This is a genomic window from Pseudomonas gingeri, assembly GCF_013386115.1.
Taxonomy (GTDB): Bacteria; Pseudomonadota; Gammaproteobacteria; order Pseudomonadales; family Pseudomonadaceae; genus Aquipseudomonas; species Aquipseudomonas gingeri.
Genome location: NZ_JACAOR010000001.1, coordinates 700,323 through 723,437, shown reverse-complemented (window position 1 = coordinate 723,437; position 23,115 = coordinate 700,323). Strand labels below are relative to the sequence as shown.

The window sequence follows — 23,115 nt, the reverse complement described above, 5'->3', positions numbered from 1 at the left end:
GTGCCGGTGTTCAGCAATTTCCGTGCAACAGGAAAAGGAACAGTCGTGATGCGTCTCCTCAAAAACCAATCCGAAGCGTTTTCCGGCAACACGGGCACCGGTCCCTGGCACCTCAAGCCGCTGGCCCAGGCCATTGCGCTGCTGCTGGTCGCCGGTGGCGCCCAGGCGCAGCCGCTGGCATTCAGTTCGAATTGGTTCGCGGCCAAGGGCGCGGCCCAGGCCTCGGGCGCGGCGCGGCCCGGGGTGACGCCAGGCTCGCCACCGCCGCTGGCGCAACAGCAACGGGCCAACCAGGTCCTGCAACGCTCCCTGAGCAACCTCAACAACACCGTGGCGGCCATCGCCGCCCAGCAGGCGGCGCAGGCTGCCGGCCGCTCGGCCGCGCTGATCGCGCCGCAGACCATCCACAACGGCCTGGGCGGCAACGGCCTGAACTTCGTGATCGGGCCGGACGGCAAGCCGCTGTTCGTCAACGCCGAAGCACCGGTGCAGACCGATAGCAACGGCAAGACCAATGTGTCGATCAAGCAGACCGCCGACAAGGCAATCCTCAACTGGGAAACCTTCAACATCGGTCGCGATACCACCCTGGAATTCCAGCAGAACGCCGATTGGGCGGTGCTGAACAAGGTCAACAACGCCACTGCGCCGAGCCAGATCCAGGGCCAGATCAAGGGCGCCGGCACCGTGATGGTACTCAACCAGAATGGCGTCATCTTCAGTGGCAGCAGCCAGGTCAACGTGCGCAACCTGGTGGTGGCGGCCACCACCATGAAGGACGAGGATTTCCGCGACCATGGCCTGTACAACGGCACCCAGCCGGTATTCACCGGCGCCGCGGGCAAGGTCGAGGTGCAAAGCGGGGCTCGGATCGAAACCCATGCCCCGGCATCCTCCACGGCAGGTGGCGGCTATGTGTTGTTGCTGGGTTCGGAAGTCGAGAACGCCGGCACCATCAGCACGCAGAAGGGCCAGACACTGATGGCCGCCGGCGACAGCTTCGTGATCCGCAAGGGCTATTCCACCGACGGCAATCCCAACTCGACCACCCGTGGCAACGAGGTCAGCGTTATCCGCGACAACGCCAGCGCCGCCGGCAAGGTCACCAACAGCGGCATCGTCATGGCTGCCACCGGCGATATCACCCTGGCCGGTCACGAAGTCATGCAGAACGGCGTGCTGCTCGCCAGTACCTCGGTCGACACCCGTGGCACCCTGCACCTCAATGCCACCGGCAACGGCGCCAGCGTGGTCCTCGGGGAGGGCAGCACCAGCGCGATCCTGATCGATAACAGCAGCGCCCTGAACAGCCAGCTCTCCGGACAGACCGGACCGATCACCAACGCTACCGACAACATCGTCGGCGCCGGCAACGACCGTCGGGCACTGTCACGGGTCGAGGTCAACAGCGACGGTACCGTCGATTTTCGCAATGGCTCCATCACCCTCGCCACCGGCGGCCAGGTGATGGTCAATGCCGGCCAGCGCAGCCTCGTGCGCGACGGCGCGACCATCGATGTGTCGGGGGCTGTCGGCGTGCAGGTGGCGATGGAAGCCAACAGCATCAAGGTCAATATCCAGGGTAACGAACAGCGTGATGCCGCGGTCAACCGTGATGGTGGCAAGCTCAACAGCACGGATGTCTGGGTCGATGTCCGCGACCTGGTGTTTGTCCCGGCGGGCACCAACGGCTACCCCACCGACCGCTGGTACACCGCCGGTGGCCTGCTGGAAGTCAGTGGTTACCTCGGCACCCAGGCCCACAGCATCGGCGAGTGGATGGCCCAGGGTGGCGTGGTCAACTTCACCGGCAACGATGTGGTGACCCAGGCCGGCTCGCAGATCAACGTGTCGGGTGGCACCCTGGATGTGCAGGGCGGAATGATCAAGCAAAGCTGGCTCAAGGGCGCCAACGGTCGCCTGTACGAAATCTCCAGCGCCCCCGGCGATATCCTCTACACCGGCATCTACAAGGGGTATGAGTCCACCAGTACCCGCTGGGGCCAGACCGAATACTTCTACAATCCGTTGCTGGCACCTCGCGAGCGTTATGAAAGCGGCTATGTCGTCGGTCGCGATGCCGGCAGCCTGGTGATCGGCACCCGCAATGCGGTGCTCGAGGGCAATGTCGTCGGCGACACCTTCCAGGGCGATCGCCAGACCCGCGCGGCCCAGGCTGGCCTGGATGGCTACAACCAGTCGCAAAAGGCCGCGGCACGCGGCGCGCAGCTGGTCGTCGGCAACTACGTGCCGTATTACGTCAAGTCCAGCGGACTGCTGCAATACGCATTGGGCGCCGATGCCAACACCCTGAAGAATGTGGTGCTGAACCAGAGCAGCGAGCAGATCGCCGCCGGACTGGACCTGAACACCGCCTTGCCCACGGATCGCCAGGGCACGCTGGTGCTCAATACCGACCGCCTCAATGGTTTCAACCTGGGCGCCCTGAAGGTCGCGGCCACCGGCAATATCACCGTCGACAGCGCGGTGCAGGTCGGCAATGGCGGGAACATCACCCTGTTCGGTCCTCAGGTCGACGTGAACGCCAACCTCACCGCACGCGCGGGGAGCATTCAGGTCGGCAACGTGCTGCAGCAGTTCGGCAGCAACGGGCTGGCTGACAGCACGCTCGGCGGCGCGGGCCGGGTAACAGTAGGGCAGGGAGTGAAACTCGATGCCCGTGGCCTGTGGACCAACCAGATGCTGGAGACCGGCAATAACAGCGGCCTGGCCTATCTGAATGGCGGCACCATCTCGCTGCGTAGCAGCGGTGACCTGACCCTCGGCACTGACAGCGTGGTCGATGTGTCTTCAGGTGGCGCCCTGTTGTTCAAGAACCGGCAGCAGGGCGGCAAGGGCGGTGACGTGACCTTGGCGGCCAATGCCAATGTCTCCACCGGCACCGGCAAGCTGACCCTGGGCGGCGAGATTCGCGGTCAGGGTGTGAACGGTGGCGGGACCCTGTCGATGCAGGCCGGCAAGGTCCTGATCAGCGACTCGGCGACCGGCGCCCCCGCCGATACCCTGCTGCTCAATGGCGGGTTCTTCAACAAGGGCTTCTCCGCCTATGACATCAAGGGTAACCAGGGCCTGATCGTTGCCGATGGCACCCAGGTCGATGTCAGCATGCCGGTGTACCGTTTTGGCGAGCAGGCGCTGGTGACGCCTGGCGGCGGGGATCCGTCCGCGGCGCTGGAAACCTGGACGCCGCCGGTCTATCAGGAAGATGCGATCAAGGGTGTGCTGACCCAGCGCAAGGGGGCCAGCCTGAGCCTGCAAGCCGGTACGTTCCAATCCACCGCGGCGGATATGGCCACGGTCGAGGCCGTGATCGGCAAGGGCGCAGTGATCAATGTCGATCCCGGCCAATCCATTGCCGTGCGCAGCATCGGCCAGTTGACGGTGGACGGCCGGCTCAATGCCTGGGGCGGGAACATCACCCTGGGGCAGGTGGCGCAATCCGGCACGACGACGGAAGTCCCCAATGCCGCCGGCCATGGTCGCTCGATCTGGATCGGCGAACAGGCCGTGCTGGATGTGGCGGCCCGCGCAGTCACCGCCGTCGACGCGAGGGGCAACCGCTACGGGCAGGTACGTCGTGGCGGCAGTATCGTGATCGGAGGTGAAATCGATCACGCGACGGGCCAGGCCAGTGCCGCCGATCTGTTCGTGGTTATCCGCGAAGGCGCGACCCTCGATGCCTCGGGGGCACAGGCCACGCTGGATATTCCGGGGCAGGGCGCCATTCAGGTCGCCAGCGATGGCGGCAGCATCTCCATCGCTTCGCGTAACGGCGTCTATCTGGACGGCGACATGTTTGCCCGGGCAGGGGGTGTAGGGGCCGCGGGCGGCAGTCTCGCCGTGGCGCTGGAGTCGAACAGTTACCTTTTGCCAGCGGCGGATCGGGTCCTGCAATTACGTGAACTGATCATCAGCCAGCATCGCGATGCCAGCCTGTTGCCGCTCGGCAGCGATGCGGGCTCGGTCGCCGACAGCCTGGCGTACGGTCATGGCCGGCTGGCGGCCGATCAGGTCCGCGATGGCGGTTTTGGCAACCTGGCCTTGCTCAGCAACGGCGTGCTCAGCTTTGACGGTGATGTGAACCTGGCCTTGAACCAGAGCCTGTCGCTGTATTCCGGCGCCCTGGGCCTGGCCGAATCCTCGGCGGCGAATGCGCGGATCCAGCTGTCCGCGGCCTATGTCCGCCTGGCCGGGTTGGCGCCCATGGGCAAAGATTTCCATACCTCGCCAACCTTGCGTACTGGTACTTCCACGCAAGCCACCCAGGGCGTATTCGAGGTACAAAGCCAGCTGCTGGATGTCCGCGATCAGGTTCGCTTCGGCGCCCGGGGCACCATTGCTCAACAGGCAGGCAGCCTGACCCTGGACCGCCGTGGCTTCGAGCAGGTGAACCTGCGCAGCGAAGGCGACATGCGCTTGCTCGCCAGCACCGGCACCATCCCGACGACCTCCCTGATCACCCCCGCGGCGCTCGGCCTGATCGCCGCGCAGATTTACCCGGATACCAATGCCCAGGCGCTGATTTCCGCCAGGCGCGTGGATATCGGGCGTACCACGGCGACCACGCCACGCGTACCTTATTCGGCATTCGGCCGCTTGACCGTCGAGGCGGACCTGATCAACCAGGGCGGTGTCCTGCGGGCGCCACTGGGGTCGCTGATTCTCGGCCGCAGCGACGCCGGTCCGGGTAATCCTGCCGCCACAGCTGAGGTCAACCTGTTGTCCGGCAGCCTGACCTCGGTCAGCGGCAAGGGCCTGATCATGCCCTATGGCGGTACGGTCGACGGTATCACCTACCTGTACAACGGTGTGCCCCTGGACAAGTCGCTGTTGAGCAATGAAGACGGCAAGGTCCCGCGCGGTATCGAAATGCGCGGCCAATCGGTGGCGGTGGACGAGGGCGCGGTGGTCGATGTCTCCGGCGGCGGCGACCTCACCGGTGCCGGCTTTATCTCCGGGCGCGGCGGTTCCACCGATGCGCGTTTCAACCCGCTGGTGCAGTTCAATGCCGATGGCAGTTTCACCTTGCCGGGGCTGTCGACCAATCCGATCTATGCAATTATCCCCGGAGTCCAGGCCGGCTATGCCCCTGGCGGCTCATCGGACCCGGTAGTGGGCCGGCAGATCACCATTGGCGCTGGCGTGCCCGGCCTGCCGGCGGGTATCTACACCTTGCTGCCGTCGTCCTATGCGCTGCTGCCGGGAGCATTCCGGGTCGAGATCAATGGCCTCTCCGGGCAGGGCGGTGCCTTGGGCGCGCAGGCCATGCGCAATGGCTCCTGGTCGACCTCCGGGTCGCTGTCCATCGCCGGCACCGGCATTCGCGACAGCCTCTCCAGCCAGGTGATCGTGACTTCCGCCGATGTGCTGCGACGCTATTCCCAGTACAACGAAACCAGCCTCAGCAGTTTTATCCTGGCCGATGCCGCCAAGCTTGGCGTGCCACCGATTCTGATGGCCCGCGACGCCAAGGCCTTCGACCTCAAGTTGGACCTCAATACTACCGGGCGTCCCAGCTTCAGTTTCTCCGGCCAGTTGCTGGCCGAGCGGGGCGCCGGAGGCAATGGCAGCACGACTGCGATCACGACAACCCAGGGTGGAATCGAGGTGGTGGCCAAAGGCACGGCTGCAACACCGGGGTTCGTTGGCGTTACGCTGGAAGATGCCGACCTGAATGCCATTGGCTCCAAAAGCCTGGCACTGGGCGGGGCGGCGACGGCTGTGTATGGACAGGGTGGCAACTACCTGACCTTCAAGAACGGCAGTAACGTGACTTTACGCAGCGGTGCGGGGCTGGTCGGGCCTGAAGTTTTCCTGCTGGGTAATGTCCTGGTAGAACAGGGAGCCAGCATCAGCACCCTGGGCCAAGGGGCGGCTGCCCGTCAGGGCGCGGGCTACATCTATGCGCCCGGGACCGTCAGCGTGTTGGCCGTATCGAATGATCGTCTGAATGTGCTCGCTCCTGAAGCCGGGGGCAGTGGCAGTATTCGTGTCGGCGGCTGCGACACCACGTGCACCGGCACTACCAGCCTGTATTCCGAAGGCACCATCGTCATGGCGACCAACAACACCTTCGCCCTGGACGAGTCCGTGCGCTACGGAACCCGCCACCTGACCCTGGCGGTGGGCGCGATCAATGCCGGCAGTGCCCAGTCACTGGCCGACATGGCCGCCAACAACGCCTTGCCCAGCGGCCTGACGCTTAACCAGAGCGTGCTCGACCGCCTGTTGCGTGGCGATACCAGCACCGGCGCCCCGGCCCTGGAAACCCTGGAACTGAGTGCCCGCGATGCCTTCAACTTCTACGGCGACGTGGTCCTCGACACCTACGACAGTGTGACCGGCCAATCGCGGCTCAAGGAGCTGGTGCTGACCACGCCGGCCATCTATGGCGCCGGCACCAGTGCCAACAACGCGACCATCCGCACCGCCGACCTGATCTGGAACGGTGCCCAGGGCAAGCCCGGCACGGTGGTCAACGGCGGCGCGGGGACCGGCAGCGGCAATCTGAATATCCAGGCCGAACGCATCGAGTTCGGCTATGGGCCCAACACCCAGCCCGGCACGCTGCCGTCCTACGATCGCCTGGCCCTGGGCTTCGCCAATGTCAACCTGAGTGCCAGCGACCGCATCACCGCCAACCACAAGGGCAGCCTGGCGGTGTACCAGAGCCAGGGCGCCTATGTGGAGGGCAAGGGCTACAGCTACAGCGGCGGCAACCTGAATATGCTGACGCCGCTGCTGACCGGCGAGGCTGGCTCGGTCAACAAGATCACCGCCGGCGGAGCGATCCGGATGTCGGCGCCGGCGGGCTCGACTCCTGGCGATGCCACCCTGGGCTCGGGGACCCTTGGCGCCGAGCTGGCGTTGTCGGGCAAGAGCATCGTGCTCGACACCCGGATCGCCTTGCCCAGCGGCAAGCTGACCCTCGACGCCGAGGGCGACCTGACCCTCACTGACGCGGCGCGGATCGATATGTCCGGGCGCAAGGTCAGCCTCAACGATGTCGACAAGTACAGCTGGGGGGGTGACGCGACCCTGCAAAGCCGTACCGGCAGCATCCGCCAGGCCGCGGGTTCGGTGATCGACCTGCGGGCCGTCAACAACCAGGCCGGCACGCTCAAGGTCGTGGCACTGGATCCTTCGGCCGGCCTGGTGGACCTGCAGGGGCAGATCCTCGGCAGCAGCAGCGGCTACTACGACGCTGGCGGCACCCTGGTGCCTTACAAGTCCGGTGGCGTGGATATCCGCGCCCAGCGCCTGGGCCTCACCGGCACCCTGGACAGCCAGTTCGCCGCCCTCAACCAGCGTCTCAACGACGGCCAGGTGTTCGGCTCGCGCAGCTTCCAGCTCAAGCAGGGCGACCTGAATATCGGCAGCGATATCAAGGCAGGAGATGTCAACGTCTCCGTCGATAACGGCCGCCTCACCGTCAGCGGTACCATCGACGCCAGCGGCGAGCGGGTGGGCAGCATCCGCCTGGCCGGCAAGAATGGCCTGACCCTGGATGGCAACGCGGTGCTCGACGCCCATGGCAGCGTGCTGCGGGTGGACAGTTACGGCAAGATCATCGATTCGCCCAACCGTGCCATTGTCGAGCTGAGCTCCGGCGACGGCACCCTGACCCTCGCCAGTGGGGCGCGCATCGACCTGCGTCACGGCACCGCGGCCAAGCCGGGGCAGGGCGATGGCCAGGCCCGTGGCACCCTGGAACTCAATGCGCCGCGTATCGGCAGCGATGGCCGACCGACCTCGGCCGATGGCAGTCAGGGCCAGGATGCGGCGACCCATGGCGATATCGCCATCGACGCCCGCACCGGGCTGATCATCCAGGGCGCCAAGTCCATCGCCCTCAATGCGGTCCAGCGCTACACCGATGCGAAGGATGGCGTCGATCCGGCGGTCAGCGGTCGTCCTTATCAATACATCGATCAGGACTACCTGGACCAGAAAGACAAGGAGAGCGCCAAGTTCATCGAAAACGCCGTGCACAACAACACCTTGCTCGACGACAAACTGGCGGGCCTGCACAACGCGACCTATGACGATGTCTTCCACCTGCGTCCGGGTGTCGAGGTCGTCGCCAAGGGCGACCTGGTGGTCCAGGGCGACCTCGACCTGTCCGGCTACCGCTACGCCAGCCTGCGCGCCGGTGAAGCAGGAGCACTGGTCATGCGGGCCGGTGGCGACCTGGATATCTACGGCAGCATCAACGACGGCTTTGCCCCACCGCCGAAAACCCAGGACGACACCGGCTGGTTGTTGACCGAAGGCAAGCAGATGTTCGGCGGCGACGTGGTCCTGCCCAAGGGCGGTATCGTGCTGCAGCAGGACACGGCCTTCCCGGCGGGCAAGGTACTCAACTACGACCTGCCGATCCAGGCGCTGACCGTGGCGGCGGGTACCGTGCTGCCGGCCACAGGCACCTTGGGCGCCGATATCAGCCTGCCGGCTGGCACGGTGCTGTCGGGGGCGATCTACAACGCCAACGGCACGCTGGCTTATGCGGCGGGTACGCTGCTCGATCAGCCGCTGGTGGTTGTCGCGGGCATGAAACTGGGGGCGGGCACCCGGCTGGCCGGCAATACCGCGCTCGGCGCCATGACCTGGCCGGCCGGCGTACCGCTGCCAAGTCGGCCGCTGGCTTCGATCAACGACAGCAACCCCAATGTCGTCATGCTGGCGGGCTCGATCACCCTGCTCAAGGGCTCGGTGATTCCGTCCATGACCGATCTCAAGCTGGGTGGGAAGTCGATTGACCTGCGTGACGGCGCCCAGGGCAGCAACTGGGCGGTGGCGCAGATGTTGCCGGAAGGTTCGCAGTCCTGGTCGATTCGTCTGGTGGCGGGTGCCGATACCGCAGCGGCGGATACACGATTGACCGATCCGTATGCCGAGCACGGGACTATCCGGCTGGCCGACACCCACTATGGCATGACCGCCGTTCCTGCCGCAGGCGCATTGGTCTGGACCAAGGAAGGCTCGCTGGATATCTACGGTGACGAGAGCATGGTCGGCAAGCCGATCGATTTTGATCTCATCGGTTGGCCGACCATGTGTCAGGACTCGCCGAGTTTTTGTGCCGTCCCCCCGCCTGTCTATCTCTGGACCAGGGAAGGTTCGCTGGATATCTATGGCGACGAAAGCATGGTGGGCCAACCGATCGATTTCGCGCTCATTGGTTGGCCAACCATGTGCGAGGACTCACCGGGCTTCTGTAAGGCGCAGGCATCCGACTATACCCTTGAGCCGAGCAAGGCGAACTTCAGTGTCCTGCGCACTGGCACCGGGGATCTGGAGTTGCTGAGCGCGGGCAACCTGAATATGAACTCTCTGTATGGTGTCTACACGGCGGGCTCATCGACGCCTGTCAGTGCCGAGTTCAATCGACCCAGGGGACGCAATGGCACTCTTCTACCCGACCAGTTGGGCGGTTACGAGTCACTGGTCGACGGCGGTACGGGCAGTCTCTATCGGGCCTGGTATCCAGACCACGGCGGCAATCTGCTGCTGAGTGTGGGGGGGAATCTGACAGGTGATGCCCTGGCCATGCGGGAGAAACAAAGCGGTGATCCCGCACAATTACCGAGCGCGTCGCTGGGTAACTGGCTCTGGCGCCAGGGCAGTGGCACTCCCCTGGCCGGGGGGGACAATATCCCGACGGCCTGGTGGATCAACTTCGGTACCTACACCAGTCTCAACTCGGGCAGTGCGCTGACCGGCTTTACCGGCTTCGGCACGCTCGGCGGTGGTAATGTCGATGTTCGTGTAGGAGGGGACGCCGGCACCCTGGTGCAAATGGGTGACTCCGTTTCCGGTAACCAGAGTGCCGCGCTTCGCAGCCAGGGGTTGATACTGGCCGTTGGGAGTACGGGGCGTGTGGGGGCCGATGGCCAGCTTATGCTGACCGGAGGCGGGGATTTGAATCTCCAGGTCGGTGGTGGTGTGAACCCGACCCTGGCCGCCCGGAACCCGCTGGACAAGAACGGCAATCCCCTGGCGCCGATCCATGACTTGCAGGGGGCCTTGATCAACCTGCGTGGCAACCTTCAGGTACAAGCCGGTGCGCTGGGTGGAATTGATCTGCACTATGGGGCTGTGTCTGTCGATCACGACAAGACCGACACCCGCTCCTTTGATCCTTACACGGCCTCTCTGGCCAGTTCCACCGGCGGTCTGGTGCTGATTCCCGGCGACGCCACGATCAGTCTTTCGACGCGTGGCGATCTGGTCGTGGGCGGCGCCACTGATCCGGGCCGAGTATCACTGCCAAACAGTGTTGCGCTCGACCTGAATCCCGCTGCTGCTACCCCCAATCCATTTTCGGGCATGGGCTACAGCTGGTTCTCGCTCTGGACCGATCACACGGCCATTGACCTGTTCTCGGCAGGTGGCAACCTCACGCCCAGTACCCAACTGGGGGAGATCAAGACCTCCGGCACGGCTGCGCTTGAAGGACGCAACAGCTCAGCCACCGACGGTCGCTTTGTCTATCCCTCGATCCTGCGTGCGGTGGCAGCCAACGGTAGTTTCTACTACGGCCCGTCGGCGCTCTACAGCGCGAGCAACCTGGCGAACGCCAACAATTACTCACTGCTGCTGGCACCATCGGCCAATGGGCAGCTCGAATTCCTCGCGGCTGATTCGTTGTACGGTGGCGGATATGCGATCAACCAGTCCGGTGCGGCAGCCAGCGCCATCGCCACGCCGTTCAAGCCGGCTTTCATTGCTTATGACGCCGGCGGCAACAAGGTGATCGATAATCAGGGCGGCACCGCTATTGTCGCAGATCCCTTGGCCGTGGGTGGGCGCTACCCGTTGTTCGCCTTCGGCGCGGATACCGCCTCGACCCGCAGCAATGTCCTGCCTGCACGGTTCTATGCCCGGGACGGCGATATCGTCGGCTTGCGCACCGGTGAAATCCTTTCCTTCGCCAATGGCAGCACCTGGTACGAAAGCGCGGGTCCGGTACGGATCATGGCCGGGCGCGATATCGTCAGCAGCGGGAAGGCTGCTGGCGGTTCGAGCATACCGACCGATCAGGGACTGGCGGCCGGGGAGACCAGCGGCAACCTGTTCGCCCACAACGACCCGACCGATATCTCCGTGATCCAGGCGGGTCGCGACCTGCTGTACAGCGCATTCAACGTCGCCGGCCCCGGCACCCTGGAGGTCACTGCCGGGCGCAATATCCTGATGGAGGACAAGGTCAGCATCACCAGCCTGGGCGCCGTGGTACCCGGCGATTCACGACCCGGGGCGGACATCGTGCTGCAGGCCGGTGCGGGCAGCAACGGGGCGGACTATGCGCGTTTCATCGCGGCCTACCTGGATCCGGCCAACCTCGCTCAGCCGGGCGAATCCTTGTCCGGTCAGGGAGCCAAGGTGGCCAAGACCTATGAAGCGCAACTGGTTGCCTGGCTGGCCGGGCGCTATGGCTTCAGCGGTGATGTCGGCCAGGCCCGGGCCTACTACGCGGCCCTGGCACCGGAGCAGCAGCGGGTGTTTGCCCGCGAGGTGTATTTCGCTGAGCTCAAGGCCGGCGGCCGCGAATACAACCAGGTCGGCGGGCCGCGTGAGGGCAGTTACCTGCGCGGCCGCGAAGCGATTGCCGCGCTGTTCCCGGAAACCGATGTGGCAGGCAACCCGATTGGTTACCAGGGCGATATCACGCTGTTCGGTGGCTCCGGAGTACACACCAACTTCGGTGGTTCGATCCAGATGCTGACGCCGGGCGGAAAGCAGGTGTTCGGTATCGAGGGGGCCGCGCCACCGTCCACGGCGGGGGTCATCACCCAGGGTTCGGGGGATATCCAGCTGTATTCCCAGGGCAGCATCCTGCTCGGCCAGAGCCGGATCATGACCACCTTCGGCGGTTCGATCATGGGCTGGTCGGCGCAGGGCGATATCAACGCCGGACGCGGCTCCAAGACCACCGTGGTGTACACGCCGCCCAAGCGCGTCTATGACGACTGGGGCAATGTCAGCCTGTCCCCGGCGGTGCCGAGTACCGGTGCCGGTATCGCCACCCTGAACCCGATTCCTGAAGTGAAGCCAGGCGATATCGACCTGATCGCACCGCTGGGCACCATCGATGCGGGCGAGGCGGGGATCCGGGTTTCGGGCAACGTCAACATCGCCGCCCTGCATGTGGTGAACGCGGCGAACATCCAGGTCCAGGGTAAATCCTCGGGCGTGCCGGTGGTGGCGTCGGTCAATACCGGGGCGATCACCTCGGCCAGCGCGGCGGCAAGCTCGGCGACCCAGGCGGCGGACGACGTGGCGCGGCAGCAGCAGGCCAATGCCCGGCAGAACCAGCCTTCGGTATTCACCGTGCAGGTATTGAGCTTCGGCCAGGAACGCCTGGAACCTTCACGCGAGGGTGCCAGCCGCTCGCCGGCCTACAACCCCGACAGCCCCGTGCAAGTGCTGGGCGCCGGTCCCCTGGACGAGCAGGCGCGCCAGCGTCTGACCGCAGAGGAACGGGGCAACCTGACCTTGTAATCACCTGGTGTTTCACCCCAGGGGCGGCCGTGATGGCCGCCCTTTTTTTTGCCCGGCAGCCCGTCGTGGAATGAAGCTTTTATGACAAAAGTTCGGTAGCACAAGGCCAGCCCCGTCATGGATATGTGAAGTGTGCAAGGTGCCGCAAGGCAACGATTCCTGAGGATGACGGGAAGGCGGGGAGATCGAGGTGGGGACTATGGAACGTTACTCGAAAGTGGGCATGCAGGAGCTGGATCAGCGTTTGTCGAAGATCGTCGAAGCGGCGCGCAAGAAGCCGGTGTCGGTCTACCGCTACGGTGCGCCATGGGTCTGGATCGTCTCGCAGGAGGACTGGCAGGGCGCCTTGAAGGAGGTCTCCAGCTACATCCCGCCGGGACATTCGCTGGTGCTGCTACGCCCGCAGATCGATGACCTGCTGGACGACCACCGTGAGGTCCTGCTGGCGCTCAATGCCGACTCCAGGATGCTTATCGCGCCGCAGACGGTCATGCACATCCTCCTGCTGCAACTGCTGTATTCGGTGCCCAGCGAGCAGCAGTTGTACGAACAGCTCAATTACAACCTGCTGTTCCGCTGGTTCGTCGGCCTGGACCTGAACCAGAAGGTCTGGAACTTCAACATCCTCAGCAAGGACATCGCCACGCTGCTGGACAACCCGCAGGCGGTGACGCTGATCCAGAAAATCATCGGCGAGGTGTTCTGTGGCGCGTTGCTGCAGATGCCGGAGTTCTCCCTGAACTTTGCCCTGTTGCACACCTGGCTGGCCAGGCACGCGGTCACGGCGCTGTCGAGCAATTGATCGAACAAGCGACGGGAAACACCGTCGCGACGGTTTCGAGTTGATTCGAGACCTTTCTGAATTTAGGGGGCGGTGTGAAGCATCTGTTCTTCAAAGAGGCGCGAGCGATAAACGCCGGGCGCTGGCTGCCGGTGTGCGCGGGATTGGCCCTGGCACTGCTGGGACGGCCATTGCTGGCCGAGGAAGCCGCCGCGCGCCTGGTGGATGTCAACGAATACGTCGTGCGTGGCAATACCGTGCTCGATGCCCGGGATATCGAGGAAGCGGTGTACCCGTTTCTCGGCCCGCAGAAGGCACTGAGCGATATCGAAGGCGCGCGGGATGCCCTGCAGAAAATCTATCAGGCCAAGGGCTATCAGTCGGTCTTCGTCGAATTGCCCGAGCAGAAGGTCGAGGAAGGCATCGTCTTCCTGCAGGTCAGCGAGACCAAGGTCGGACGGGTGCGCGTGGTCGGCGCCAGGCACTATTCCCCGGTCGAGATCCGCGATGACGTGCCGGCCCTGAAGGAGGGCGAGGTGCCCAATTTCGCCAACGTCCAGGGCGAGCTGGCGGCGTTGAACAAGACCGCGGGACGGCAGGTAATGCCCCTGGTTCGCGAGGGCCAGCGGCCGGGCACCATGGACGTCGACCTGCAAGTGGAAGACAAGAACCCCTGGCACGCCAGCGTGGGCCTGAACAACGACTACAGCGCCGACACCAAGGAGCTGCGGGCGGTCACTTCGCTGGGCTACGACAATCTCTGGCAACTGGGCCACAGTGTCTCCCTGACCTATTTCACCGCACCGGAAGACCAGGACAACGCCAAGGTCTGGTCAGGGTCCTATACCGCGCCGCTCAGTGATCGCTGGTCGGTGCAGCTCTCCGGCTACCAGTCCGACAGCAACGTCGCGACCATCGGAGGCAGCAACGTCCTCGGCAAGGGCCACTCCTACGGGATTTCCGGGATCTACAGCCTGCCGGCAGCGGACGCCTGGGCCAACTCGTTTTCCCTGGGCGTGGACTTCAAGGACTTCGAGGAGCAACTCAAGTTCGGTGGCAGCAGCGACACCGTGCCGCTCAAGTATGCCCCGATCACCCTGGGCTACAACGGCTATCGCTATACCGAGAGTTCCCAGTTGGGCCTGGGTCTGAGCCTGGTGGCCGGTACCCGGGCGTTCTTCGGCTATGGCAGCGACGGTCAGGAATTCGGCCGCAAACGCTACAAGGCCAGCCCCAGTTTCACCGTGCTCAAGGGCGACCTGAATTACACCTGGAACTTCCTCGGCGACTGGCAGAGCGCTTCGAAAGCCTCGTTCCAACTGACCTCCAGCCCACTGGTTTCCAACGAGCAGATGTCCGCCGGCGGTGCCACCTCGGTACGCGGTTACCTGGCCGCCGAGCGCACCGGTGACGAAGGCTACCTGCTTTCCCAGGAGCTGCGCACCCCCTCGCTGGCCAAGTTCCTCGGCAGTTATGTCCAGGAGTGGCGCTTCTATGTCTTCGCCGAAGGCGCCCAGCTGTACCTGCGTGAACCGCTGATCGAACAGGAGTCGGACTACAGCCTCGCCAGCGTCGGCCTGGGCACCCGCGCCAGCCTGGTCGACTGGCTGTCCGGCAGCCTCGACTGGGGCTACCCGCTGCTGGACGGACCGAACACCAAGAAACAGGACCCACGTTTGCACTTCAGCCTGCAAGCCACTTTCTGAACCCATAAAAAGGAGCATTTTTCATGCAGCGCCTGATGACTTTCCTGTTGATCTGCCTGGGCTTCGTGCTCCCGGCCACCGCCCAGGCCTGGTGGCAGGATGACTGGCACTACCGCAAGCAGATCACCGTCGACACCACGCCCCAGGGCGCGGCCATCAACGATGCCCTGGGCCGCACCAGCCTGCTGGTGCGCCTGCACACCGGCAACTTTACCTTCGACGGTGTCAAGGAAGACGGTTCGGACCTGCGCTTTGTCGCTGCCGACGACAAGACCGTGCTCAATTACCAGATCGAAAGCTTCGATCCGCTGATGGGCATGGCGCTGATCTGGGTCGATGTCCCGAAGATCGACGGCGGCCAGCGCCAGGATATCTGGATGTACTACGGTAACCAGAAGGCCCCGGCCACCAGCAACGGGCAACTGGCGTTCGAGCCGAACTACACCGCCGTCTACCACTTCGACGGTGCGGTCGCCACGCCGCCCAGGGACGCCACGGCGTTTTCCAACAATGCCCAGAACGCCACCGGCAGCCGTATCGACGGCGTGATCGGCGCGGCGTTGCAGTTCGGCGGCCAGCCGCTGATGCTGCCGGCCAGTCCGTCGCTGCAATATGCCGCGGGCGGTGCTTTCACCCTGAGTGCCTGGGTTCGCCTGGACCAGGCTTCGGGTGAGCAATTGCTGATGGCTCGTCGCGAAGGCACTCATGCCTTCCTGCTCGGCACCAGCCAGGGCACGCCGTTCGTGGAGATCAACGGCCAGCGCGCGGTATCGACCCAGGCGCTGAATCCGGGGCAGTGGCAACACCTGGCACTGACCGCTCAAGGCAGCAAGGTCTCGCTGTTCGTCAACGGTCGCGAAACCGCGACCCTGGCCCAGGAAGTGCCGGCCTTCAACTCGCTGATCGCCATCGGTGGCGACGTTCCGCCGGTGGCGGCCGCCGACCCGGCAGCACCGGCTTCGAGCGCCTTCCAGGCCTTCAACGGCGCTATCGACGAACTGCGCCTGTCCAAGGTCGTGCGTCCCGCCGCCGCGCTGCTGGCCGATGCCACGGCCCAGGGCGCCGAATCGAAACTGGTGGCCTACGGCGCCGACGAAGAACAGTCGGGCTTCGGCTTCGGCAGCCTCGGCTTCCTGCTCAAGGCGGTGCCGGTGGACGCCTGGGTGATCATCGCCGTACTGGTGCTGATGATGATCCAGTCGTGGTTCATCATGATCCGCAAGAACCGCGCCTTGGGTCGCGTCAGCCGGGCCAACGAAGCGTTTCGCGAGCAGTTCGGGCAGATCGGCACGCGCCTGGAGATGTTCGCCGACGACCAGGACCTGGCCCGGCGCCTGGAGCACTCGTCGCTGTGGCGCCTGTACCTGGTGGCGGTCAAGGAAATCCGCACCCGTCGCGCCCAGGGCGCCGATACCTCGTCGGTCTCGGCGGCCACCATCGAGGCCATCCGCTGCTCGATGGACGGCGTGCGCACCCGGGAAAACCAGCAACTGAGCTCGAAACTCTCGACCCTGTCCAACGCCATCGCCGGCGGTCCGTACATCGGCCTGCTGGGGACCGTGCTGGGGATCATGGTGGTGTTCCTCGGCACGGCCATGGCCGGTGATGTGAACATCAATGCCATTGCCCCGGGCATGGCGGCAGCCTTGCTGGCCACGGCCATGGGCCTGTTCGTCGCGATCCCGGCGCTGTTTGGCTACAACCGCCTGATCACCCGCAACAAGGAAGTCAGTGCCGACATGCGCGTGTTCGTCGATGAGTTCATCACGCGCCTGGCGGAAATGCATGGCGAGGGCCAGTCCCACGACAACGCTCGCGGGCGCGCCGCGCATGCCGATCATCACGTCGCCGACATGTTGTCGATCTGAGGGGAACTGCCATGGCTTCCGTAAACACCTCCCATGACGACGATGACGATGCCGCCGTCGACAGCATCAACATCACACCCCTGGTGGACGTGCTGATGGTGGTACTGGTGATGTTCATCCTCACCGCCACGGCCCAGGTCTCGGGTATCCAGATCCACCTGCCCAAGGCCAGTGCCTCGGTGTCGTTGTCCGAGGCCAAGACCAAGGCCATCTCGGTCAACGATGGCGGCCAGGTGTTCCTCGACGCCTACCCGGTGACGTTGCCGGAGCTGGAGGAGCGCCTGCGCATCGAGAAGGCGCAGAGCCCGGACTTCCCGATCATCGTGCGTGGCGACGCCACGGTGCAGTACCAGAAAGTGATCGAAGTGCTCGACCTGCTGCGACGCCTGGAGCTGTCCCAGGTCGGGCTGGTCACCGGCAAACCGAACCAGGGCTGACCATGACCGCCAAATTACCGATCAGCCCCGATCCCGTGAAGAAGTCGCCCTTGCGCCTGGTGAAGTGGGGCGCCGGATTGCTGCTGGGTGCCGCCGCCGCGTGGTTCCTGTGGCAGTGGGCCCACGACATGAGCGGGGTCCGTCGCGAAGCGCCGAAGGTGCCGATGATCATCCCGTTGCCGCCTCCGCCACCACCGCCGCCTCCCGAGCCGGAAAAGCCCAAGGAGCCTGAGACACCGGTGGAAGAGAAGGTCCCCGAGCCGACACCCGAGCCCGAAGAGGTCAAGCCCCAGGAGGAAGCCCCGCCATCGCCGGCGGACGACCTGGCGAACCCGATGCAGATCGACGGCGATGCCCAGGCCGGTGGCGACGCTTTCAACATCGGCGCGGGCAAGGGCGGTGGCATGGCGGGCGCGGGCGGTGGGCGGCTGGGCAACGGCACCTACAGCCAGTTCCTGGCGTACACCTTCCAGCGCGTGCTCAAGGAGAACCCGGAACTGCGCAACCTGGCGTTTTCGCTGCAGACCGATGTCTGGCTCAGCGCCGCCGGAGATATCACCCGGGTCGAGCTGGTCAAGTCCAGCGGCGATCCCAGGCTCGACACACAGGTGCTGGCCGCGTTGCGCGCCGCTCCTCGATTAAACGAACGGCCGCCGGCCTCGATGACCTTGCCGGTGCGCATTTCCCTGCAAGGCCGCCGTCCCGGCTAGCCCCATACATGTGCAGTCTTGTCTAAGGAGTTCAGTGCAAATGGTTTCCAATGTGAATCGATTGAGCCTGGCGGTCGGCCTGGTCATCGCGACCCTGGTCGGACAGGCGACGGCCCAGACCGCGCCTTCGGAGAACGCCACGATCAATCTGATCCGGCTGCTGGTGCAGCAGGGCGTACTGAAAAAGGAGCAGGCCGACGGCCTGATCGCCCAGGCCGAGAAGGAAGCGGTCCAGGCACGCCAGGCCAACGCCGTCGCAGCCAGCGCACCGGCGGCCACGCCGGGTGAGGTGCGGGTGCAATACGTCCCGGCGATCGTCCGCGACCAGATCCGCGACCAGGTCAAGGCCGAAGTCATGGCCACCGCCAAGCAGGAGAACTGGGCGCAACCGAATACCTTCCCGGACTGGGTGTCGCGGATCAGTTTCGACGGTGATATCCGCCTGCGCGACGAGTCGCGCTATTACGCCGGTGGCAATGACAACGATGCGAACGGCAGCTCGGGCATCAACAGCAAGGAAATCATCGATTTCGCCAAGCTCAACGCCAACGGTCCCTATGACGTCAACCCACAGAGTTCCACCGGCCTGCCGCCATTGCTCAATACCCGTGAAGACCGCGAGAACCTGTTCCGGATCAGAGCCCGGCTGGGCATGAAAGCAGTGATTTCCCCGGAGTGGATGGCCGGCGTGCGGATCGGCACCGGTTCGGACAACAATCCGGTGTCCACCACCCAGACCCTGGGCGGCGGCTTTGCCAAGAAGGATATCTGGCTCGACCAGGGTTATCTGACCTGGAAGCCCTACGACTATGTGAGCATCACCGGCGGGCGGATGGCCAACCCGTTCTTCTCCACCGACATGTTGTACTCCACCGACCTGAACTTCGACGGCATCGCCGCCGTCTTCGACCGCAAGCTGAACGCCGATTGGGGCCTGTTCGGCACGGTCGGCGCGTTCCCGGTGGAATACAGCAACGATACCTTCACCAGCAATGGTTCGGACAAGCAGGCCAGCGACAACAAATGGCTGTATGGCGGCCAGATCGGCGCCAACTGGCAGTTCAGCCAGCACAACCGGCTCAAGGGGGCACTGGCCTACTACCGCTTCGACAATATCGAAGGCAAGCGCTCCAGCCCCTGCGAGCCCTGGAATGGCGATCCCGGCTGCGACACCGACGGCACGCGCTCGGCGTTCATGCAGAAAGGCAACACGGTGTTCCTGCTGCGCAATATCACCCCGGACCCGACGAACCCGGCCAAGACCCCGCAACCGCAATTCGTCGGCCTGGCTTCGGAGTTCAACCTGATCGACCTGAACCTGGTGCTCGACAGCGAACTGCCGGAAGACTTCAAGCTGCGCAGCCACGTCAACTACGTGCATAACCTGGGCTACGACGAAGGCGAGATGACCAAGCGCTCCGAAGGCCAGATCGTCAACAACCTGGACAACGACGGCAAGGTGGAAAGCGGCGCCAACGCAATGATGGTGCAGTTCACCCTCGGCAATGCGCTGGAACTCAAGCGCAAGGGCGACTGGAACGTCTTCGGTGGCTACAAGTACATCCAGCCGGACGCCTTGCCGGACGGTTTCAACGATTCCTCGTTCCACCTCGGCGGCACCAACGCCAAGGGTTTCTTCCTCGGCGCCAACTACGGCCTGGACAAGAACGTGATCGCCACCGCGCGCTGGCTCAATTCGGAGACGGTGTATGGCGCGCCATTCGATATCGATGTCATGCAGCTTGAAATCAACACGCGCTTCTAAGCGCGAGGGAGGTCCCATGAACATGCGAGCCCAGGTGCGCTGGTCGACGTTGTTGCTGGTGGTCGGCGTGGCACTGGCCAGCGGCGCCAGTGCCGAAGGCATGGAAGAGCGCCTGCGCACCCAGTTGCGCAGCACCACCCAGCAATTGCAGGCGCTGCAAAGCGAACAGGCCCAGGCCAGCGCCGCGCGGCTGGCCGCGGAAAACCAGGCCAAGGCGGCCCAGGCGCAAATCAAGCAGTTGACCGCCGAACTGGCCAAGGCCAAGGGCCTGAGCGAACAGCTGGCCGGCCAGCAACAGGCCCTGCAAAGCCAGGCCCAGGCCTTTTCGGTGGCCGCCAACGAGCAGTTGGGCAAGTTCAAGAAGGCCTATGACGACCTGCTGGTGATGGCCAAGGCCAAGGAGGCCGAGCGCGCCCGATTACAGGGACAACTGAGCGAGCGTGACACACAAGTGCAGCAATGTTCGGCCAAGAATCAACAGATGTACGGGATCGCCAAGGAGATCCTCGCCGCCTACGAAAAAATCGACGTGGCCGAGGTGATGAAAATCCGCCAGCCCTTCGCTGGCAGCGCCCGGGTCAAGTTCGAGGAAATGGCCCAGGCCTTCGGCGATGACCTCTACAAGAACCAGTTCGATGCGAGCCACGCATCTCTCAATCAATGATCGACAAGGAAGCACATTTCATGAGCGAACAACTGATCGAACACGTCACCCCGGACAGCCTGACCGAGCTGCTGCAAGGTGCCGGCTACCGCGTCAACCGCACCGACCAGAACGGTATCGTGCAACTGCTCAGTGCCAGCCAGGGCATCGGCTACGCCGTGCGTTTCGGTAACCTGGCGGCACAAGAGGGCAACTATGTCGACTTCACCTACAGCTGCGCGCTGCGGGTCCAGGGTGAGCTGCCAGCCGGCCTGGCGGAACTGTGGAACGCGTCGCGGCGTTTTGCCCGCTTGTCCGTGCAGGGCGAGTTCCTGGTGATGGAGATGGACGTGGTGGTGGCCGCGGGTGTCAGCGTGAACTACCTGCGTGGCAACCTGGAGCTGTGGGATCGCCTGCTGCAGGAGTTCATCGTCTACCTGCGCGAGTACAGCCAGCATGCCGCGCAGTTGCAGGCACAACCGCAAGCTTCGGTTGAACCGGCGGCACACGAGGAGGAGGCGGCCCTGTGAAAAAAAGCAACCTGTTGGCCGGCGCGGGTGCGCTGGCCGTGCTGGTCGGGGCGGTCGCCCTGGCCATGCGCCCGGGTAACGATCCGGTGGCGGCGGTACAGCCGACGCCCTCCGTCGTGCAGCCGGCGGCGAGTGGCCCGGCCGTCGCGCGCCTGGGTAACCAGCACGTGGCGCCCGAGGAACTGAAGGCGCTGTTCGCGACCCTGCCGCCGGAATCGCGTGAGCAACTGCGGGGTAATCGTGCAGCGCTGGAGAGCTGGATCCGTAGTCGCCTGGCCGAGAAGGCGGTGCTCGAACAGGCCGATGCCCAGGGCTGGCGCCAGCGTCCGGAGATCGAACAGCAGACCCGCGCCGCTACCGAACAGATCGTCTTTCGCAATTACCTGGCGTCGGTCAGCCAGGTGCCGGCGGACTATCCGAGCGACGAGGAATTGCAGCAGGCCTACGAGAGCGGCAAATCGGCCTGGCAGACGCCGCCCTTGTATCGGGTCAGCCAGATCTTCCTGGCAGTGCCCGACCCGCAGTCGCTGGAAAGCGTGCGCAAGCAGGCCGTTGACCTGAGTCGTCGCGCCCAGGCCGCACCGGCCGAATTTGCCGCGTTGGCGACCCAGTATTCCCAGGACCGCGATACCGCCAGGCGTGGCGGCGACTCGGGCCTGCAGCCTTTGCAGCAACTGGTGCCGGAAATACGCGGGGCGTTGTCGCGGCTGAAGGTTGGCGCGGTGGCGGACCCGGTGCAGAGCCCGGCGGGTTTCCATATCGTCAAGCTCACCGAGTTGCAGCCGTCGCGTACGGCGACCCTCGGCGAACTGCGCGACCGCCTGCGTGACGCCTTGCGCAGCCAGCGCCAGGAACAGATTGCCAAGGCGTACCTGGAGGGCATGTTCAATACCGCGACCCTGAGCATCGACGGCGCGGTCCTCAATCAGGTGCTGGAAGAGAAACGCTGACAAGAAACTGCCAATGGATGGTTGGGCGCCGTCAGGCGCCGACAGGGAGTCTGAATGATGTCATTGAATGAATCCGCCCAGCGCATGGGCGTCATGGAGTACCACGGCGCGACCGAACCTCGCGACTCATGGTTGACGCTGGCCGAACGGATCGAAGCGCAAACCGCGCAGTTCTTCCTGGCCAGCGCCCGTTGCGGCTGCTTCATGCAGGCGGCGCGCAGCCTGAATATCAAATCGACCCAGTTGCGCAAACAGTTGGGCTTGCTCGAAGAGCAGCTCGGTCGTCCGCTGTTCGTGTACCAGGGCAGCGCGCTGATTCTCAGTCGCGAAGGCCAGCAGTTGCAGGCGCAACTGATTGCCCTGGCCCATGAACGGCGCCTGCCGATCGTGGAACAACCGCTGGTGCGCCTGGCGATTGCCGAATCGATCCTGCACGACATCCTGGGCCGTGACCTGATCGGTCTGCTGCGGCGCAATGCCAGTGTGCGGCTGGAAATCATCCCGGTGGACAGCGCCTTGTCCTTGCAGGCCCTGAGCGCCGACGTGGTGGTCTGGCTGGCGGGCGTCGATTCACCGTGGCCGGGACCGAGCTTCGACATCAGCGAACCACGGCCCCTGGCGCGACTGGACTATCTGCCGCATATCGCCAAGCGTTACTCGCGGGTAGCGGTGCGCCCGGACTCCCTGGACGACCTGAAGGACTACATGCTCGTGCAATGGCAGCACGACCGGCAGATCGAGGGTTTCCAGCCGTGGAACAGCCTGGTCGAACAGCGCCTGGCCGGGGTGGTGCAAGTGCATTCCTACGAACTGATGCTGGAGATGATCCGTTGCAGCGCCTGTATCGGCCTGCTGCCGCGCTACATCACCCGCTTCGACCGCGGGCTGGCGGCGCTGCCCGGCTTGTTCGACGAGAGCATGCAGCGCCGCGCCTGGCTGGCCATCCAGCGCGAAGCCGGGGGCCGGGAGGAGGTGCAGATGATTGTCGAGCTGATCCTGCACACCTTCAAGGAACGGCGAGAGTGGTTTGAGTAGCACCCGCCGATCGTTCCCACGTCGAGGCGTCTGAGCGCCCGCGTGGGAATACCTCCCAGGACACTCCGCGTGCGCTTTCGTGACACCGTGCGTCACGGACTGCATCCGTCTTGCCCGCTCATCCTTGCCGATTTTGGCCTCGCCAGCCAAAATATTGGCTTATTC

At 64.5% G+C, this 23,115-nt stretch carries 11 protein-coding genes; all 11 read left to right on the top strand.

Features of this window, described 5'->3' with window-relative positions:
* Positions 1-48 precede the first annotated feature (48 nt).
* Positions 49-12,525 carry a filamentous haemagglutinin family protein gene (locus HX881_RS02980; RefSeq protein ID WP_177082671.1) on the top strand — a complete coding sequence of 4,159 codons (12,477 nt, stop codon included), beginning with the start codon at positions 49-51 and terminating at the stop codon, positions 12,523-12,525.
* 199 nt (positions 12,526-12,724) lie between these two features.
* Positions 12,725-13,327: a transposase gene (locus tag HX881_RS02975; protein ID WP_017128496.1), complete on the top strand. Its 603-nt coding sequence runs from the start codon at positions 12,725-12,727 to the stop codon at positions 13,325-13,327.
* 74 nt (positions 13,328-13,401) lie between these two features.
* Positions 13,402-15,012: a ShlB/FhaC/HecB family hemolysin secretion/activation protein gene (locus HX881_RS02970; protein ID WP_017128495.1), complete on the top strand. Its 1,611-nt coding sequence runs from the start codon at positions 13,402-13,404 to the stop codon at positions 15,010-15,012.
* A gap of 23 nt (positions 15,013-15,035) precedes the next feature.
* On the top strand, positions 15,036-16,880 hold the full coding sequence (locus HX881_RS02965) for a DUF2341 domain-containing protein (RefSeq protein ID WP_177082670.1): 1,845 nt from the start codon (positions 15,036-15,038) through the stop codon (positions 16,878-16,880).
* Positions 16,881-16,891: 11 nt separating this feature from the next.
* Positions 16,892-17,317, top strand: coding sequence for an ExbD/TolR family protein (locus tag HX881_RS02960; protein WP_017128493.1), 426 nt, complete (start codon positions 16,892-16,894; stop codon positions 17,315-17,317).
* Between the two features lie 2 nt (positions 17,318-17,319).
* Positions 17,320-18,027 carry an energy transducer TonB gene (locus HX881_RS02955; RefSeq protein ID WP_017128492.1) on the top strand — a complete coding sequence of 236 codons (708 nt, stop codon included), beginning with the start codon at positions 17,320-17,322 and terminating at the stop codon, positions 18,025-18,027.
* 40 nt (positions 18,028-18,067) lie between these two features.
* The gene (locus HX881_RS02950; protein ID WP_017128491.1) at positions 18,068-19,792 is read left to right on the top strand and encodes a putative porin; all 1,725 of its coding nucleotides are present in this window, start codon (positions 18,068-18,070) and stop codon (positions 19,790-19,792) included.
* Between the two features lie 16 nt (positions 19,793-19,808).
* Positions 19,809-20,456: a DNA repair protein gene (locus HX881_RS02945; RefSeq protein WP_177082669.1), complete on the top strand. Its 648-nt coding sequence runs from the start codon at positions 19,809-19,811 to the stop codon at positions 20,454-20,456.
* Between the two features lie 20 nt (positions 20,457-20,476).
* On the top strand, positions 20,477-20,965 hold the full coding sequence (locus HX881_RS02940; protein ID WP_042936570.1) for a YbjN domain-containing protein: 489 nt from the start codon (positions 20,477-20,479) through the stop codon (positions 20,963-20,965).
* Positions 20,962-21,915, top strand: a complete 954-nt coding sequence (locus HX881_RS02935; RefSeq protein WP_177082668.1) for a peptidylprolyl isomerase — start codon at positions 20,962-20,964, stop codon at positions 21,913-21,915. Before HX881_RS02940 ends, HX881_RS02935 begins: the two co-directional genes overlap by 4 nt.
* Before the next feature lie 57 nt (positions 21,916-21,972).
* Positions 21,973-22,950, top strand: coding sequence for a LysR family transcriptional regulator (locus HX881_RS02930; RefSeq protein ID WP_177082666.1), 978 nt, complete (start codon positions 21,973-21,975; stop codon positions 22,948-22,950).
* The last annotated feature ends 165 nt before the right edge of the window (positions 22,951-23,115 follow it).

Coding starts and splice junctions, on each gene's coding strand:
- HX881_RS02980 (WP_177082671.1), top strand. CDS start 49: ATGCGTCTCCTCAAAAACCAATCCGAAGCGTTTTCCGGCAACACGGGC.
- HX881_RS02975 (WP_017128496.1), top strand. CDS start 12,725: ATGGAACGTTACTCGAAAGTGGGCATGCAGGAGCTGGATCAGCGTTTG.
- HX881_RS02965 (WP_177082670.1), top strand. CDS start 15,036: ATGCAGCGCCTGATGACTTTCCTGTTGATCTGCCTGGGCTTCGTGCTC.
- HX881_RS02960 (WP_017128493.1), top strand. CDS start 16,892: ATGGCTTCCGTAAACACCTCCCATGACGACGATGACGATGCCGCCGTC.
- HX881_RS02955 (WP_017128492.1), top strand. CDS start 17,320: ATGACCGCCAAATTACCGATCAGCCCCGATCCCGTGAAGAAGTCGCCC.
- HX881_RS02950 (WP_017128491.1), top strand. CDS start 18,068: ATGGTTTCCAATGTGAATCGATTGAGCCTGGCGGTCGGCCTGGTCATC.
- HX881_RS02945 (WP_177082669.1), top strand. CDS start 19,809: ATGAACATGCGAGCCCAGGTGCGCTGGTCGACGTTGTTGCTGGTGGTC.
- HX881_RS02940 (WP_042936570.1), top strand. CDS start 20,477: ATGAGCGAACAACTGATCGAACACGTCACCCCGGACAGCCTGACCGAG.
- HX881_RS02930 (WP_177082666.1), top strand. CDS start 21,973: ATGTCATTGAATGAATCCGCCCAGCGCATGGGCGTCATGGAGTACCAC.